The sequence below is a fragment of the Actinocrispum sp. NPDC049592 genome, assembly GCF_040675465.1.
Taxonomy (GTDB): domain Bacteria; phylum Actinomycetota; class Actinomycetes; order Mycobacteriales; family Pseudonocardiaceae; genus Kibdelosporangium.
The window spans coordinates 121,056-135,718 of the sequence record NZ_JBFAPA010000021.1 but is presented as its reverse complement, the minus strand read 5'-3'; the positions used below and the strand labels follow the sequence as shown (position 1 = coordinate 135,718).

Sequence of the window (14,663 nt, the reverse complement as noted above, 5' to 3'; positions counted from 1 at the left end):
TGGGGGCATGGACGCAGGCAGCTGGTACGTGCTCGTCGAGACCAACCACACCGGCCAGGAAGGGCAGAACCACGCCGGCGCGATCACCGAGACCCGGCCGTTCCGCACCCGCGAGGAGGCGCTGGCCGATGCCGCCCGCCTCACCCAGACCTACCTGAAGCCCAGGGTGATGAAGGAGAAGGGCCGGTGGATCTTCCGCACCGGCCCGGAGTCCTGGCTGGTGCTGAGCCAACGGGCCATGCACCGCCCGTACTTCCGCGTGTGGGTGGCCTACCTGGAACAGTTCATCCCCAGCTGATCCCGGGAACGGCCGCGCAGGCCCACGCGTCTGAGTGGCATGTCGAGACCGCAGGATCCCGTACCGGTGACCGGGTGGTACGTCCTCATCGAGGAGACCGTTGGTGGCGGCGACAGCCAGCGGTGGTCGCTCACCACGATCCGGCGGTTCGCCAACCGGGACGAGGCGCGGTGGCACGCCGCTGATTTCGCGCGCACCTACCAGCCGCGGCACCCCGCCATGCCGCGCAACCGCAGGGTGTTCAAGATCGGCGAGGACAGCTGGGTGGTGTACATCGAGGGCGCCATGCGCACCTACCACTTCCGGATCTTCGTGGCGCAGTCGGAGGAATGAGCCCGGGCGGCCGGCATGGAGGGGGTGCCGGCCGCCCGCCCCGGCTACCGCGTGCTCAAGACCCGCTGGTCATGGACCGCGTACCGATCGCGAAGAACCCCGGCGGGCAGCCGCTGGGCCGGCGGGTGTGACCGCCAGCCGATCATCTGCCTGCGCCGCTTTCTCAGGCGTAGCATCGGAACCACGAGAGAATCGGTGGTGCACATGCTCGTCGAAATTCTCCTGGGGATCGCGGCGCTCGGCGGGGTCTGGCTCGGTAGCAGCGCGCGGGTGGTCAAGCAGTACGAGCGCGGCCTGGTGTTCCGGTTCGGGAAGGTGCACAAGCAGCCGCGGGATCCGGGACTGGCGTTCCTGATGCCCGTCGCGGACCGGATGCGCAAGGTCAACATGCAGGTCGTGGCGATGCCGGTGCCCGCGCAGGAGGGGATCACGCACGACAACGTCACCGTGAAGGTCGACGCGGTGGTGTACTTCCGCGTGATTGACCCGGTGCAGGCGATCGTCAGCGTGGAGGACTACCGGTACGCCATCGCCCAGGTCGCCCAGACCAGCCTGCGGTCGATCATCGGCAAGAGCGAGCTGGACGACCTGCTGGCCAACCGGGAACGGCTCAACGAGGGCCTCGAGCTGATGATCGACAGCCCGGCGCTGGAATGGGGAATTCACATCGACCGGGTCGAGATCAAGGATGTCGCGCTGCCCGAGTCGATGAAGCGTTCGATGTCCCGGCAGGCGGAAGCCGAACGGGAACGGCGGGCGCGGGTCATTTCCGCGGACGGCGAGTATCAGGCGTCACAGAAACTCTCCGAGGCGGCGGCGGTGATGGCGAACACACCGGCCGCATTACAGTTACGTCTGCTCGAGACCGTCGTTGAAGTGGCTGCGGAGAAGAATTCGACACTCGTGCTGCCCTTCCCGGTCGAGCTCTTGAGGTTTCTCGAAGGTGCCGCAGGCGCGAACCAGAAACCAGCGGCGGAGATCACAGAACAATCACAGGAGAAATCCGGATAACTACTCGCTGTCGATGGTTGTTATGAGCCCGGCCACAAAAAGCGTGATCAATTTGCCATTTCCGGGGGTCGGCGGGCAACGCTGGTCGGCATGAGCAGACGCATTCGGATCTTCCGCCGGCGCGAGCAGGACGACCTGCTGGAGCGCAGCCTGCGTACGTGTCCTGCCTGCCACCAGGACGTGCACGTGTTCGCCGCCGGCTGCCGGCACTGTGGCCAGGAGCTGGAGCTGCTGGCCGGCTGAGAGGCGCTTCACACTGCGGGACTCGCCCGAACGGCGATACTCAGCGGTAACTGACGCCGACGAGTAGGGAGCGGATCATGGCTCGCCTTGCCCAGACCGCCGGGCTGACCGACATCCAGCGCGAGATCCTCGCGACGGTCCGCGGCTTCGTGGACAAGGAGGTCATCCCGCACGCGCAGGAGCTCGAGCACGGCGACACCTACCCGGCCGACATCGTCGAGGGCATGAAGGAGATGGGCCTGTTCGGGCTCACCATCCCCGAGGAGTACGGCGGCCTTGGCGAGTCCCTGCTGACCTACGCGCTGGTGGTCGAGGAGATCGCCCGCGGCTGGATGAGCGTGTCCGGCGTGATCAACACCCACTTCATCGTGGCGCACATGATCAAGCAGCACGGCACCGAGGAGCAGAAGCAGTACTTCCTGCCGCGGATGGCCACCGGCGAGGTGCGGGGCGCGTTCTCGATGTCCGAACCGGACCTCGGCTCGGACGTCGCGGCGATCAAGACCCGCGCCAAGCGGGACGGTGACGAGTACGTCATCGACGGCCAGAAGATGTGGCTGACCAACGGCGGCAGCTCCACGCTCATCGCCTTGCTCGCGAAGACCGACGAGGGTGGCGAGAAGCCGCACCAGAACCTGACCGCCTTCCTCGTCGAGAAGCCGTCCGGGTTCGGCGAGGTGCTGCCCGGGCTGACCATCCCCGGCAAGATCGACAAAATGGGCTACAAGGGCGTGGACACAACGGAAGCGGTGTTCTCCGGCTTCCGGGTGCCGGCGAACCGGGTGCTCGCCGAGGCGCCCGGCAAGGGCTTCGCCCAGATGATGGACGGCGTCGAGGTCGGCCGGGTCAACGTGGCCGCGCGGGCCTGCGGCATCGCGATCCGCGCGTTCGAGCTGGCCGTGGACTACGCCCAGCAGCGCCGCACCTTCGGCAAGCCGATCGCCGAGCACCAGGCCATCGCGTTCAAGCTGGCCGAGATGGCCACCAAGGTCGAGGCCGCGCACCTGATGATGGTCAACGCCGCCCGGCTGAAGGACTCCGGCGAGCGCAACGACGTCGAGGCCGGCATGGCCAAGCTGATCGCCTCGGAGTACTGCGCCGAGGTCACCCAGGAGTCGTTCCGCATCCACGGCGGCTACGGCTACTCCAAGGAGTACGAGATCGAGCGGCTGATGCGGGAGGCGCCCTTCCTGCTCATCGGCGAGGGCACCAGCGAGATCCAGAAGACCATCATCAGCCGGGGCCTGCTCCGCGAATACAAGAGCCGCGGGTAGCACACCCCCGGACGTTCCTCTCACCACACCATTAGCGTGTTGTGTCCGGAGTTGGCAGGATGGACACATTCTGCGTCTGGTGGGAGAGGTGAACGGGCGTGACCGGTGGTTTTTCCGGGCAGGGGCGGCCCAATCCGGGGTTGCCGCGGCTGCCGACGCCGCCGACGGGCTGGCCGATCGGGTCGTACGAGACCTACGAGGGCGCGCAGCGCGCCGTGGAGCACCTGGCCGGTGCGGACTTCCCGGTCACCGAGGTGACCATCGTGGGCGTCGACCTGATGCTGGTCGAACGCATCGTCGGCAGGCTGACGTGGAGCAAGGTACTCGGCACGGGCGCGCTGTCCGGCGCGTGGTTCGGGTTGTTCGTCGGCATCCTGCTGGCCTGGTTCTCCACCCAGTCGGTGTCGCTGATCCCGGTTCTGGTCGGGGTGGCCGCCGGTGTGGTTTTCGGACTGACTTTCGCCGCGGTGAGTTACGCCTCCACTCGCGGGCGCCGCGATTTCGCGTCGGCCAGTCAGCTGGTGGCCGGGCGATACGACGTGCTTTGCCAGCCCCGTAACGCCGAACGGGGCCGGGACCTGCTGGCCAAGTTGTCAATGCGCCCATCGGGTGGTACCCGATAACGACTTGATGGAAACCTAACCTTCGCATTCGGCGAACCGCTTGCGAGGGGTGATCAAGCCGCCTAGGTTCAGTGAACCTGAACGCGTTACAGGTGAGATTGGGCACATCGCGTTCCGGGGCACAGCGAGGTGCCGGGCAAGCGGGGCAGCCCGGCTTCTCGCCAGAACGAGGAGGCAGGGTTCTGATGCGTAGCGCCGGCAGGGGCAGGCGCCTTGTCGCGGTGATGGGAACGGCATTGCTGTCCGGTTCCCTCGTCACCGCATGTGGGTCCAGTTCGGGGATAACGCTCAATGTCTACACCGCTCCCGAACAGGTCTTCGACAAGGTCGTCGACAAGTGCAATCAGCAGGCCAATGGCAGATACACCATCGTCTACAACAAGTTGCCACGTGACGCCGACAGCCAGCGTGAGCAGATGGTCCGCAGGCTGGCGGCCGACGACTCCGAAATGGACATTCTCGGTCTCGATGTGGTGTGGACGGCCGAGTTCGCCGAAGCGGGCTGGGTTCTGGAGTGGACCGGCCAGGACAAGGCGGAGGCCGAGAAGGACGTGTTCCCCGGCCCGCTCAAGACGGCCACCTGGAACGGCAAGCTCTACGGCGCGACGAAACAGACCAACGTCCAGTTGCTGTGGTACGACGACCGGCTGGTGAGCACCCCGCCGAAGACGTTCGACGAGATGATCTCGCAGGCGCAGCAGCTCAAGTCGCAGGGCAAGCCGTACCAGATCCTGATGACCGGCGCCAAGTACGAGGGCTATGTGGTGCAGTACAACACCATCGTGTCCTCGACCGGCGGACACATCCTGTCCGACGACGGCAAGAGCGTCGCGATGGACGCCGGCGCCATCAAGGGCCTGGAGACCATCAAGAAGCTGGCCACCTCGGGGGTCACCAACCCGTCGTTGAGCACCGCCAAGGAACAGAACATCCAGAACGGTTTCGAGGCGCCCAACAGCCAGGCGGCGTTCCTGCTGAACTGGCCGTACGCCTACAGTTCCATCCAGGCGGCCAACCCCGACCGCGCGGCCCACTTCAAGTGGACGAGCTACCCGGGCATCGACCCCGGCACCCCGACCAAGGTGACGGTCGGCGGGCTGAACCTCGCGGTGAGCTCGTACTCCAAGCACCCGGCCGAGTCGTTCGACGCGATCAAGTGCCTGCGCTCCGCGGACAGCCAGCGCTACCAAGCCATTCTCGAAGGTCTGCCGCCGTCGATCAGCACCGTCTACGACGACCCGAGGCCAGCCGACCCGTCGAAACCGGCGGACGACAAGAACAATCCGACGATGGACACCGCGTACCCGATGAAGGACGCGATCATCGACGCGTTGCAGGACTCGACGTCCCGCCCGCTGACACCCGCCTACCAGAACGTCTCCACGGTGATCTCCACCGTGCTGTCGCCGCCCGCGAGCATCGACCCGCAGAACACCGCGGCCCGGCTGCGCCGCGAACTGCAGGACGCTCTTGACTCGAAGGGGGTTCTGCCGTGAGCCACGCAGCACCCGAGACCGACGCCGTCGAACCGGTCGTCCCGGAGACACCGCCGAAGTCCAAGAAGCAGAAGGAAGTCCTGTCCGAGGGCAAGCGGGCCGAGCGCAAGCTGGGCTGGCTGCTGTGCGCGCCCGCGGCGATCGTGATGGTCCTGGTCACCGCGTGGCCGATCATCTACTCGATCTGGTTGTCGTTGCAGCGCTACGACTTGCGGTTCCCCAACGCCACCCAGTTCGTCGGCTTGGAGAACTACGCCACCGTGCTGAGCAACAGCTACTGGTGGGACGCGTTCGGCATCACCGTGCTGATCACCGTGATCTCCGTGGTGATCGAGCTGGTGCTGGGCATGGCGCTCGCGCTGATCATGCACCGCACCATCGTCGGCCGTGGGCTGGTGCGCACGGTCACCCTTATCCCGTACGGGATCGTGACCGTGGTGGCGGCCTTCTCGTGGAAGTACGCCTGGCAGGACACCACCGGGTACCTGGGCCAGCTGCTGGCGCCGGGCGACGACCTGCTCAGCGAGAAGGTGCCCTCGTTCCTGATCGTGGTGCTGGCCGAGGTCTGGAAGACCACACCGTTCATGGCGCTGCTGCTGATGGCCGGTCTCGCGCTGGTCCCGGACGACCTGCTGAAGGCCGCGGCGATGGACGGCGCGAGCGCGTGGCAGCGGTTCACCAAGGTGATCGTCCCGGTGATGAAGCCGGCGATCCTGGTGGCGCTGCTGTTCCGCACACTCGACGCGTTCCGCATCTTCGACAACCTCTTCGTGCTCACCGCGGGCACGTCGTCGGTGTCGGTGGAGACCTACAACAACCTGATCCGCGGGCTCAACCTCGGTATCGGTTCGACGATGTCGGTGCTGATCTTCATCACGGTGGCGATCATCGCGTTCCTGTTCATCAAAGTGTTCGGTACCGCGGCACCGGGCTCGGATCCGGGAGGTAAGCGCTGATGGCGACCGTCGCCGTACGGACACCGGGCCGGGTGACCCGGTGGACCATCGTCAACGTCATCGTCGTGGTCTACGCGCTGACGCCGGTGCTCTGGATCCTGTCGCTGTCGTTCAAGACGAAGGACACGCTCACCGACGGGAGCTTCATCCCGAAGTCGTGGACGCTGCAGAACTACGCCGACATCTTCCAGACCACGGACTTCCTGCGGGCGTTGCTCAACTCCATCGGCATCGCGCTGATCGCCACGCTGATCGCGGTGGTGCTCGGCACGATGGCCGCTTACGCCATCGCCCGGCTGGAGTTCCCCGGCAAGAAGGCACTCGTCGGGATCTCGTTGCTGATCGCCATGTTCCCGCAGGTGTCGCTGGTGTCCCCGCTGTTCAACATGGAACGCGGGCTGGGCATCTTCGACACCTGGCCGGGCCTGATCCTGCCGTACATCACCTTCGCGCTGCCGCTGTCGATCTACACGCTCTCCGCGTTCTTCCGGGAGATCCCGTGGGAGCTGGAGAAGGCGGCCAAGATGGACGGTGCCACCCCGGCGCAGGCGTTCCGCAAGGTGATCGCGCCGCTGGCGGCGCCCGGCGTGTTCACCACGGCGATCCTGGTGTTCATCTTCTGCTGGAACGACTTCCTGTTCGCGATCTCGTTGACGTCGACGAACGCGGCGCGGACCGTGCCGGCCGCGCTGCAGTACTTCACCGGTGCGTCGTACTTCGACGACCCGACCGGGACGACCTCGGCCGCGGCGGTCGTGATCACCATCCCGATCATCCTGTTCGTGTTGTTCTTCCAGCGTCGCATCGTCGCGGGGCTGACCTCCGGCGCCGTGAAGGGTTGATCATGGCTGAAATCGTGCTAGACAAGGTGACCAAGCGGTACCCGGACGGCGCGCTCGCGGTGTCCGAAGTGGACTTCCAGATCGCCGACGGCGAGTTCATCATCCTGGTCGGCCCGTCCGGCTGCGGGAAGTCCACCACGCTCAACATGATCGCCGGCCTGGAGGATATCTCCGAGGGCGAGCTGCGCATCGACGGGCAGCGGGTGAACGAGAAGGCGCCGAAGGACCGGGACATCGCGATGGTGTTCCAGTCCTACGCGCTGTACCCGCACATGAGCGTGCGGGAGAACATGGCGTTCCCGCTGCGGCTGGCCAAGGTGGACGATGCCACGGTCCGGGCGAAGGTGGAGGAGGCGGCCAGGACGCTGGACCTGACCCAGCACCTCGACCGCAAGCCCGGCAACCTCTCCGGTGGCCAGCGCCAGCGGGTGGCGATGGGGCGCGCGATCGTCCGCAGCCCCAAGGCGTTCCTGATGGACGAGCCACTGTCCAACCTGGACGCCAAGCTGCGCGTGCAGATGCGGACCTCGCTGTCGAAGCTGCAGAAGCAGCTCGGCACGACGACCGTGTACGTGACCCACGACCAGACCGAGGCGATGACCCTCGGCGACCGGGTCGTGGTGCTGCGCAACGGGTTGGTGCAGCAGATCGGGTCGCCGCAGTTCCTCTACGAGCACCCGGCCAACCTGTTCGTGGCGGGCTTCATCGGGTCGCCCTCGATGAACTTCCTGCCCGCGACGCTGGCGGAGGGCCAGGTGAACTCCCCACTCGGGCAGTTCGCGCTGACCGACCGCGTGCGCCGCCTGGTCGAGGCCGCCGACGCGCCCCGCGAGGTGATCCTCGGCATCCGCCCGGAGCACTTCGAGGACGCCCACCTCCTCGACGAGGCCGCCAAGGCCGGCGGCGGCACCTTCACGGCGCACGTCGACGTCCTGGAGTCCATGGGGTCGGACAAGTACGCGTACTTCACCGTGGAAGGCGACCAGGCCACCTCACAGGAACTGGAGGAGCTGGCCGCCGACTCCGGCTCCGCGGACGTCCCGGCAAGCGGCTCCCAGGTGGTCACCCGCCTGTCCGCCGCGTCTGAGGCGGCCGAGGGCTCGTCGCTGGAGATCTGGTTCGACGCGGACAAGATCCAGCTCTTCGACCCGGCCAACGGCAAGAACCTCACCTACACGGAGTAAACATCCCTCTCGTCAGGCCCGTGTGCTTCCGGCACGCGGGCCTGACGCTTCGTACCCGGAGATCACTCGTTCAGTCGCCGAAATCGGGCCCGCTGAAGTGCGACTATTACATGGGGTGATCTTCATGGCGGAGAATGTCACTGTGGGTTGGCAGGTGCCGGTCGATGTGACGGACTGGCAGCTGACGGTCGAGTCGCGGGCCCGGCGGGTGCGGGCGGATCTCGCCGCCCTGCCCGGCAACACCACGACGGAGGCGGCCAGGACGGCGGCGGCGGTGTCGCTGCGGATCGTGGACGAGGCGCTGCGCAGTGCGGACCGGAAGTGGTGGCGGTCGGGCGCTTCGTGGTGGTCGGGCTGGTACATCGAGCGGGCGTGGCGGGCGCTGCACGAGGCCGAGATCTACCTGGCGGCGGCCGATCCCGAGCTGGAGGCCCGGTTGCCGGGGCTCCGGGCGCGCATCGGGCTCTATCTCGAGGAAACCGACCCTCGGCGGCTCGCGGTCGAGGCGGAGAACCCTGACCGCGCAGTGGTGATCGACGCGCTGCGGGCGGCCTTCGACGCGTCGGACGACTCACACGCGGCGGCAAGAGCGTTGCGCAACAAGCTGTTCGTGATCAGCGTGGCCCTGTTCGTGCTCAACAGCGTGCTCGGCCTGATCGGCATCCTCAAGCCCGGCCTGATCCCGATGTGCATCCCACCCAACCGCGGCACGCTCATCGCCACTCTTTGTCCAACCGGGACGGCCAGCGCAAGCGGCTGGGATGTCTGGCTCGTGCAGTTGTTCGGTGCTCTGGGGGCGACGATTTCCGTTGTCCTGCTGTTGATCCGGCGCAGACCGGACCTGTCTCCGTACGTGCTGGTCGGATACCAGGCGCTGGTGAAGATCCTGCTCGGGTCGGCGCTGGCGGTGGTCGGCATGCTGGCGCTGGGCGCGGGTCTCGTCAGCGGCATCGTCTATGTCGGCTCGCAGGCCGCGCTTCTGTTGTGGGGAGTCATCTTCGGCTACGCCCAGCAGGTCGGCACCAGGCTGCTGGACAACTACGCGGACCGGTTGATGGACCAGGTCCGCCCGCTGCCGGAACGTTTCACACGGTAGCCAGCGCCAGCCGGCGAGCCTGCCAGTTGTCCACTTCGGAGGTGTCCGCGAGCTTGTACCGGTGCAGGGCGGCCATGTCGATCAGGTTCTTGTCCATCCGGGACATCGATCCCGTCACCAGGTCCAGACACGGCCGCACAATGGAGCCGACCGAAGGGACCTCCGTGGTGTTGTGGTAGTCCTCTGCCCAGGCAACGTGACAGGCGATCTGGCACGCGGCCATGGACGGGGACACCGCGCCCAGAGATTGGGCGTGTTCCCAGGCCCACACGCCGAACTCCACCTGGGTGGCAACGGGAACGTCCCACCACCGCACCAAAGCCATTGGGGTGACGGCCATGCAGTTCGCCAGCCACCACGCGTTCACGTCTTCTGGGCCGGGTTTGTTGAAGTAGAACCACTCCCGGCGCTTGCGCGGCGGCATCCGGCTCACCAGGGCCATCATGTCCCGCATGGCCCCTTCCTGGTTGCGGTACCGGTGGCGCACCACGGGAGAGTCGAGGAACGCCGATTTGAGCGACCGGACCTGCCCGTCCGCGCCCACCACGACGATCATCTCCGAGGACGGCTGCCAATGTGTCTGCACGCCGTCCAACGCCGTCGACACATGAACCAGCGGAACATCAAGCGCGGCAACCAGTTCGGCGAACGGCGCCCGGCTGACCCGGACCTCGAACCCCTGCCCCCACAGGCCGCGTTCCAGCGTCCGGCGGGCCCGGTGGAACGTGACCACGTCGTACTCACAGGCGGTCTCCCAGCACCTGTGGGCCTCGTCCCGCAGCACGCCGTGGATGACCTCCCGGCTGTGGCTCGAGTCGAGGCCGAACAGCGTGCCACTGCGGACAACCTCCGCGAGCGCGTCCATTGGCCCATTGTCCGGCCGGGAGAACCACTAGATCATCGGAAAGTCCGGTGGTTTCCCCAGTTCACTGGTCGCGGAGGGCGGCGATCACGTCGTCGTCCCACCGGTGTGTCCTCATCAGACGGTACCGGCGCTCGCTGACCGCCAGGTACGCCTCGGCCTCGGTCCGGCCGCCGACCAGCCCGGCCTGCCGCAACATCGCCACCACGGGGGAGTACTCCTCGACGTACCACCTAGCGGCGACCGTGGGCCGGTCCAGGAACCTGCACTCGTCCTGCATCAGCCGGAACCCCCACGCCTCAACGGTTTCGCTGAGCACCGTGTACCGCCACGGGTCGCTGAGCACGACCGCGGCCCGCGCGGCGCCGGACAACGGCACGCGTTCCAGGAACAGCCGCCGGTCCGCCTTGACGATCAGGTCGCCGCGGAACCGGATGCCCGCCGCGGAGATCTTGGTCTGCACCTCGATCACGTAGGCCTCGATGGTGTCCTGACCCAGCGCGAGCGCGACCGACACGCGGTGGTGCCCGTCGGACACGAAGTGCAGGTCGCCGACCCGGTAGACCTCGATCGGCGGGATCGGCTCGCCGCGCCGCTGCGCGACCGCGAGGCGCTCCCAGCGTTCCCGCATCCGCCCAGAGGTGGGCCGGAACCGGCGGTCGAAGTCGCGGGTGCGGTCCACGCTGCCGACGATCGAGTCCAGCCGGATCACCCGCAGCCCGATCCGCCGTTCGCCCTGCCGGCCGAGCGCGTCGACCACCTCGGTGAACGGCAGCATGATGTTGACGTCGTCGGGCTCCCGGCGCAGCCACGCGGCCAGCCGGGACAGCACCTGCCTGCGGCGCACGCGCAGGAAGTCGTTCTCCGCGTCCGCCCGCGGGAACCCCGTGTCACCGTGCACCTTCACCTCCCGCGCCCGTCCCTATCTCCAGGATCCGGTAACCGACAGTGTTGATCACCCGGGTCCCGTTCAGCCGCTGCTCCGGCAGGTCCTGCCCATGTGGGTGAATGTGGCCGTGCAACAGCACGGCCGGCCGCAGCTGGTGCACCGCTTCGTGCAGGCAGCTGAACCCCTGGTGCGGTGGGTCCTCCGCATCGCCGACGCCGCGCGGCGGCGAGTGGGTCAGCAACACGTCGACGCCACGCCCATCCCGACGGTACCTGCGCCTTGTCGCCCGGACGAGCGATTTCACCCGCCGCGCCTGCTGACGCTCCGTCCACTGGTTGGGCCCGGCGCTGTACCGGATCGACCCGCCCAGCCCGGCGATCCGCAACCCGGCCACGTCGACCACCCGGCCGTCGGAGTCGACCCAGCCCTGCGGGCCCGGCCAGCGCGCCGGGAACCCGCCGCGGGTCCACATCCCGTGCGAGCGGGAATATCCGCCCAGGTCAGCGTCGTGGTTGCCGGGAACGAGCACACACGGCCGTTCCAACGCGTTGGCCAGGTACTCCAGGTAGTCGAATGGAAGGTCACCGGCCGCCAGCACCAAGTCCACCGAATGGCGGCGTACCTGGTCGGTCCACAGTGCTTCTACGACTTCGTCGGAAACCGTCAGCACCCTGGGCATTGCCCGAGCCTACGGAAGGTTCCGGCCAGTTGCGCGGAAGTGATTCCTTCACCCGATCGCATGGACTAACGTCACCGTCGGAAACGATGGTCAGTGTCGCCATGAGGGAGGGCACACCCGTGCCGGCGAACCAGAGTGGACTCTTAGGCATTCTCGGCAACTACTACCAGGGGCTCATCCAGCGCGTCCAGGGACTGGGCCAGGGCTCGCAGCACCAGCAGCGGCTGACCGACGACCACTACGTCACCGGCGGCACGAACTGGAACGGCTACAGCCTCGAGACGCTGATCAAGTTCGTGGCCACCCAGGCCAACCCGGCGCAGCTGGAGTTCCTCGCCGACACCTGGCGGCGGCAGGGCGACAAGCTCTCGTCCAGCGCGGACAACCTGCAGCAGTCGCTCGTCCGGCTGATGCAGTTCTGGGGCGGCGCGGGCTCGGAGGAGGCGACCAGGACTGTCGCCCGCAACGCCAGCTGGATCCAGAGCCTGGGGCAGACCTCGTCGCAGATCGCCGAGCCGGTTGACGACTCGGGCGGCGCGTTGCGGTCGGCGCAGAGCACGATGCCCGGCGCGCCCAAGGGCGGGTTCTGGTCCGGGCTGGGTACCGCCGGCGGTGCCGCGGCCGCCGGGTTCGCGATCGGCGGCCCGTTCGGCGCGGCAGCGGGTGCGGTGCTCGGCGGGATCGCGAGCGCGTTCGGGTTCGGCAACAGCAAGAAGAAGCTGAAGAAGAAGGCCGTCCAGACGATGTCGCGGTACGAGACCGCGATCCTCGGCATCGACCGCGCCACGCCGCAGTTCAACCAGCCGCAGGACGGCATCGTCGACCCGATCTGGAACCGGCCCACGCCGCCGCCCGGCGTCGGCGTCCTGCCCCCGGGATACACCATTCCCGGCGTGGGCGGACCGATGCCCGGCCCGCGCGACCCCGGTGCCGGCCCAGGGACCCTGCCCGGCATAGGAACCTTGCCCGGCATGGGAACCACACCGTCCTTCGCGGACAATCCCAGTGCGCGGTGGAACTCGTTGACCGGCGCCGGCCCGTACGGCGGCATGGGCCCGGGCGGCGGCGCCGGGTTCGGCCTCGGCGCGACCGAGGACATGGCCGCACGCAACAGCAGGCTGCTGGCAGCGGGTGGCGCGGGGGCGTTCGGCGCCGGTGCCATGCCGCCGATGATGGGCGCCGGTGGCGGCCGGGGCATGGACATCGAACGCGGTGCCTCGCGGTACGGCAAGGCCGGTGGTGCCTCCGGCTACGGACCGGGCGGCATGGGCGCGGGCGCGAACAAGGAAGAGGACCAGGAGCACAAGCGGCGCTTCCCGGTCGAGGAGGACTTGTTCACCGGCGACCTCAAGGCCGCCCCGCCCGTCATCGGCCTGTAGGAGGGGACCCATGTACGACGACAGCCCGACCACGGCTCCGGCCCCGGTCCCTTCCATGCACGGGGACCAGGGGTGGGAGGTCTCACCGGAGATGGTGCGCGAGTTCGCCGCTGCCGTCGCCCAGGTGAAGGCGGACATCGACGCGGTGCGCCGCGAGGTCGCCGAGTTCCGGGACCCCGCGTTGGCGCCAATGCTCGGGACTTCACCGCCCGCCAAGGAGTTGTCGGAGAAGTTCGCCGACCGCATCGCGGGTGAGGCCGGCCTCGCGGGACAGCTCGAGACGGCTTTGGCCAACCTCCAGGAGTTCGTCGACGGCGCCGAGAAGACCGCCGCCAAGTACCAGGAAACGGACGCGGTCGCGCGCGATGGCTTCCGTGAGTGAAGACGCGGTGCTCCACCCGGTGGAAGTGGACCTGCTGTGCACTTTCGCCGAGGTGGAGGCGCCTTTCCCGTTGGAGATCCCCAGCTTCGGGTCCACTGACGCGGAGCGGGCCTTGCTGTTCCAGGGGGCCCGGGCGCAGTTGATGGAGCGCGGGCTCGCGGACGCCGAGGGACCGGTGGGGCTGGCGGACGAGTTCGTGCACCTGCTGCGGTTCGGCAATGGCGTGCTGGATCTCGTTGTGGCGCAGGAGAAGACCACTGTCGGCGCCTGTGTTCTGGTGGACCGGACGAGTGCGCTGATCGTGGTGCAGCGGGCGGAGGAGGAGACCGGCTCTGTCCTTTTGCGACAGTTGTCTTTGGACGATGCCGTTGATGAGCTGATGCGGATCATTCCGCGGCTGGATCCGGCTGGGATCGCGCCGTTTACGTTGCCGCGGCGGGCTTTGCAGCTGGCTTTTGATGCGTTGACGGCGTCACTGCCGACTGAGGACGGGGTTCAGCCGGTGCAGCTGGATCCTGGGCAGGTTGAGGAGATCTTCGCGCGGTATGGGGTTGACGATCGGGTTTCGCGGCGGATGGTTCAGTATTTGCAGCCCGTATGGGGGAATGGGCAGGCTGGGGTTGCTGTTCGGTCGAACGGGGCTGAGGAGGAGTGGCAGCGGGTTGGGGATGAGGTTCGCTGGCTGGACACTCCCCATGGGCGGTTTCAGCTGGCTGGGGACTCGGAGTGGATGAGCGTGAATCCTTTGGCTCCTGATGAGACCCGTGCTGCGCTGCGGAAGCTGGCTGCGCACCTCCGGTAGAGGGCGCTTCTTTGGCTGCGTCTCCTGGGTTGGGGCGCCTGAACATCCCGCGAGGCCCTTGGGGCGCGGGATGTCGGGGTGAGACGTAGGTGTGTGGGTGTTATCTGGGGGTGGTGATTTGGGTGTCGGTGGGCATTGTCTGGGCGCGGGCGCCGTTGGGGTTGTTGGCGATGGACATGGTGATCAGTACCAGCCACGCGAGGATGATGGCGATGGCCCAGAACAGGGGGTTGAGGATCAGCCGGGTCATGGTGATGACCTCCCTGGGGTGTACAGGGTTCCGATGGGGACTCGGGGGAGCCGGGCGCTGGGGC

Annotated in this window: 18 protein-coding genes; 14 read left to right on the top strand and 4 right to left on the bottom strand. The window is 67.5% G+C overall.

Features of this window, described 5'->3' with window-relative positions; genetic code table 11:
- The first annotated feature begins 7 nt into the window (after window positions 1-7).
- The 11 genes from AB0J95_RS40880 (at window position 8) to AB0J95_RS40830 (ending at window position 9,356) form a co-directional block, all read left to right on the top strand.
- Window positions 8-298 (top strand): hypothetical protein, encoded by a 291-nt coding sequence (locus tag AB0J95_RS40880; RefSeq protein ID WP_364770446.1) that lies wholly within the window; start codon window positions 8-10, stop codon window positions 296-298.
- A gap of 39 nt (window positions 299-337) precedes the next feature.
- Window positions 338-631 (top strand): hypothetical protein, encoded by a 294-nt coding sequence (locus tag AB0J95_RS40875; RefSeq protein ID WP_364770444.1) that lies wholly within the window; start codon window positions 338-340, stop codon window positions 629-631.
- Between the two features lie 204 nt (window positions 632-835).
- Window positions 836-1,642, top strand: coding sequence for a slipin family protein (locus AB0J95_RS40870; RefSeq protein ID WP_364770442.1), 807 nt, complete (start codon window positions 836-838; stop codon window positions 1,640-1,642).
- 90 nt (window positions 1,643-1,732) lie between these two features.
- A complete protein-coding gene (locus AB0J95_RS40865; RefSeq protein WP_364770440.1) occupies window positions 1,733-1,885 on the top strand; it encodes a hypothetical protein in 153 nt (50 codons plus the stop codon).
- A 77-nt stretch (window positions 1,886-1,962) separates the two neighbouring features.
- Complete coding sequence (locus AB0J95_RS40860; RefSeq protein ID WP_364770438.1) at window positions 1,963-3,159, top strand: acyl-CoA dehydrogenase family protein; 1,197 nt, start codon at window positions 1,963-1,965, stop codon at window positions 3,157-3,159.
- 98 nt (window positions 3,160-3,257) lie between these two features.
- The gene (locus tag AB0J95_RS40855; protein ID WP_364770436.1) at window positions 3,258-3,782 is read left to right on the top strand and encodes a general stress protein; all 525 of its coding nucleotides are present in this window, start codon (window positions 3,258-3,260) and stop codon (window positions 3,780-3,782) included.
- A gap of 185 nt (window positions 3,783-3,967) precedes the next feature.
- A complete protein-coding gene (locus AB0J95_RS40850; protein ID WP_364770434.1) occupies window positions 3,968-5,278 on the top strand; it encodes an ABC transporter substrate-binding protein in 1,311 nt (436 codons plus the stop codon).
- A gap of 80 nt (window positions 5,279-5,358) precedes the next feature.
- Window positions 5,359-6,234, top strand: a complete 876-nt coding sequence (locus AB0J95_RS40845; RefSeq protein ID WP_364770698.1) for a sugar ABC transporter permease — start codon at window positions 5,359-5,361, stop codon at window positions 6,232-6,234.
- Entirely contained in the window at window positions 6,234-7,076 is an 843-nt protein-coding gene (locus tag AB0J95_RS40840) for a carbohydrate ABC transporter permease (RefSeq protein ID WP_364770432.1), read from the top strand. Before AB0J95_RS40845 ends, AB0J95_RS40840 begins: the two co-directional genes overlap by 1 nt.
- 2 nt (window positions 7,077-7,078) lie before the next feature.
- Complete coding sequence (ugpC, locus tag AB0J95_RS40835) at window positions 7,079-8,260, top strand: sn-glycerol-3-phosphate ABC transporter ATP-binding protein UgpC (protein WP_364770430.1); 1,182 nt, start codon at window positions 7,079-7,081, stop codon at window positions 8,258-8,260.
- A gap of 124 nt (window positions 8,261-8,384) precedes the next feature.
- Window positions 8,385-9,356 (top strand): hypothetical protein, encoded by a 972-nt coding sequence (locus AB0J95_RS40830; RefSeq protein WP_364770428.1) that lies wholly within the window; start codon window positions 8,385-8,387, stop codon window positions 9,354-9,356.
- Here AB0J95_RS40830 and AB0J95_RS40825 read toward each other — a convergent pair.
- The 3 genes from AB0J95_RS40825 to AB0J95_RS40815 form a co-directional block, all read right to left on the bottom strand.
- Window positions 9,346-10,221: a hypothetical protein gene (locus tag AB0J95_RS40825; protein ID WP_364770426.1), complete on the bottom strand. Its 876-nt coding sequence runs from the start codon at window positions 10,219-10,221 to the stop codon at window positions 9,346-9,348. The two genes, AB0J95_RS40830 and AB0J95_RS40825, sit on opposite strands and share 11 nt — an antisense overlap.
- A gap of 61 nt (window positions 10,222-10,282) precedes the next feature.
- Window positions 10,283-11,119: a chromosome partitioning protein ParB gene (locus AB0J95_RS40820; RefSeq protein WP_364770424.1), complete on the bottom strand. Its 837-nt coding sequence runs from the start codon at window positions 11,117-11,119 to the stop codon at window positions 10,283-10,285.
- On the bottom strand, window positions 11,109-11,786 hold the full coding sequence (locus AB0J95_RS40815; protein WP_364770422.1) for a metallophosphoesterase: 678 nt from the start codon (window positions 11,784-11,786) through the stop codon (window positions 11,109-11,111). The genes AB0J95_RS40820 and AB0J95_RS40815 overlap by 11 nt, the downstream gene beginning before the upstream one ends.
- A gap of 119 nt (window positions 11,787-11,905) precedes the next feature.
- Between AB0J95_RS40815 and AB0J95_RS40810 the strand changes: the two genes are divergently transcribed.
- The 3 genes from AB0J95_RS40810 to AB0J95_RS40800 are packed head-to-tail and all read left to right on the top strand — an operon-like array spanning window position 11,906 to window position 14,349.
- Window positions 11,906-13,165: a hypothetical protein gene (locus tag AB0J95_RS40810; protein ID WP_364770420.1), complete on the top strand. Its 1,260-nt coding sequence runs from the start codon at window positions 11,906-11,908 to the stop codon at window positions 13,163-13,165.
- Window positions 13,166-13,175: 10 nt separating this feature from the next.
- The gene (locus AB0J95_RS40805) at window positions 13,176-13,547 is read left to right on the top strand and encodes a hypothetical protein (RefSeq protein ID WP_364770416.1); all 372 of its coding nucleotides are present in this window, start codon (window positions 13,176-13,178) and stop codon (window positions 13,545-13,547) included.
- Window positions 13,540-14,349, top strand: a complete 810-nt coding sequence (locus AB0J95_RS40800) for an ESX secretion-associated protein EspG (protein WP_364770414.1) — start codon at window positions 13,540-13,542, stop codon at window positions 14,347-14,349. The genes AB0J95_RS40805 and AB0J95_RS40800 overlap by 8 nt, the downstream gene beginning before the upstream one ends.
- 100 nt (window positions 14,350-14,449) lie before the next feature.
- Here AB0J95_RS40800 and AB0J95_RS40795 read toward each other — a convergent pair whose 3' ends face one another.
- Window positions 14,450-14,599 carry a hypothetical protein gene (locus tag AB0J95_RS40795; protein ID WP_364770412.1) on the bottom strand — a complete coding sequence of 50 codons (150 nt, stop codon included), beginning with the start codon at window positions 14,597-14,599 and terminating at the stop codon, window positions 14,450-14,452.
- Window positions 14,600-14,663 lie beyond the last annotated feature (64 nt).

Bases quoted from the DNA above. Each gene is read 5' to 3' on its own strand.
- AB0J95_RS40880 (WP_364770446.1), top strand. From the start codon at position 8: ATGGACGCAGGCAGCTGGTACGTGCTCGTCGAGACCAACCACACCGGC.
- AB0J95_RS40875 (WP_364770444.1), top strand. From the start codon at position 338: ATGTCGAGACCGCAGGATCCCGTACCGGTGACCGGGTGGTACGTCCTC.
- AB0J95_RS40870 (WP_364770442.1), top strand. From the start codon at position 836: ATGCTCGTCGAAATTCTCCTGGGGATCGCGGCGCTCGGCGGGGTCTGG.
- AB0J95_RS40865 (WP_364770440.1), top strand. From the start codon at position 1,733: ATGAGCAGACGCATTCGGATCTTCCGCCGGCGCGAGCAGGACGACCTG.
- AB0J95_RS40860 (WP_364770438.1), top strand. From the start codon at position 1,963: ATGGCTCGCCTTGCCCAGACCGCCGGGCTGACCGACATCCAGCGCGAG.
- AB0J95_RS40850 (WP_364770434.1), top strand. From the start codon at position 3,968: ATGCGTAGCGCCGGCAGGGGCAGGCGCCTTGTCGCGGTGATGGGAACG.
- AB0J95_RS40840 (WP_364770432.1), top strand. From the start codon at position 6,234: ATGGCGACCGTCGCCGTACGGACACCGGGCCGGGTGACCCGGTGGACC.
- ugpC (WP_364770430.1), top strand. From the start codon at position 7,079: ATGGCTGAAATCGTGCTAGACAAGGTGACCAAGCGGTACCCGGACGGC.
- AB0J95_RS40830 (WP_364770428.1), top strand. From the start codon at position 8,385: ATGGCGGAGAATGTCACTGTGGGTTGGCAGGTGCCGGTCGATGTGACG.
- AB0J95_RS40825 (WP_364770426.1), bottom strand. From the start codon at position 10,221: ATGGACGCGCTCGCGGAGGTTGTCCGCAGTGGCACGCTGTTCGGCCTC.
- AB0J95_RS40815 (WP_364770422.1), bottom strand. From the start codon at position 11,786: ATGCCCAGGGTGCTGACGGTTTCCGACGAAGTCGTAGAAGCACTGTGG.
- AB0J95_RS40805 (WP_364770416.1), top strand. From the start codon at position 13,176: ATGTACGACGACAGCCCGACCACGGCTCCGGCCCCGGTCCCTTCCATG.
- AB0J95_RS40795 (WP_364770412.1), bottom strand. From the start codon at position 14,599: ATGACCCGGCTGATCCTCAACCCCCTGTTCTGGGCCATCGCCATCATC.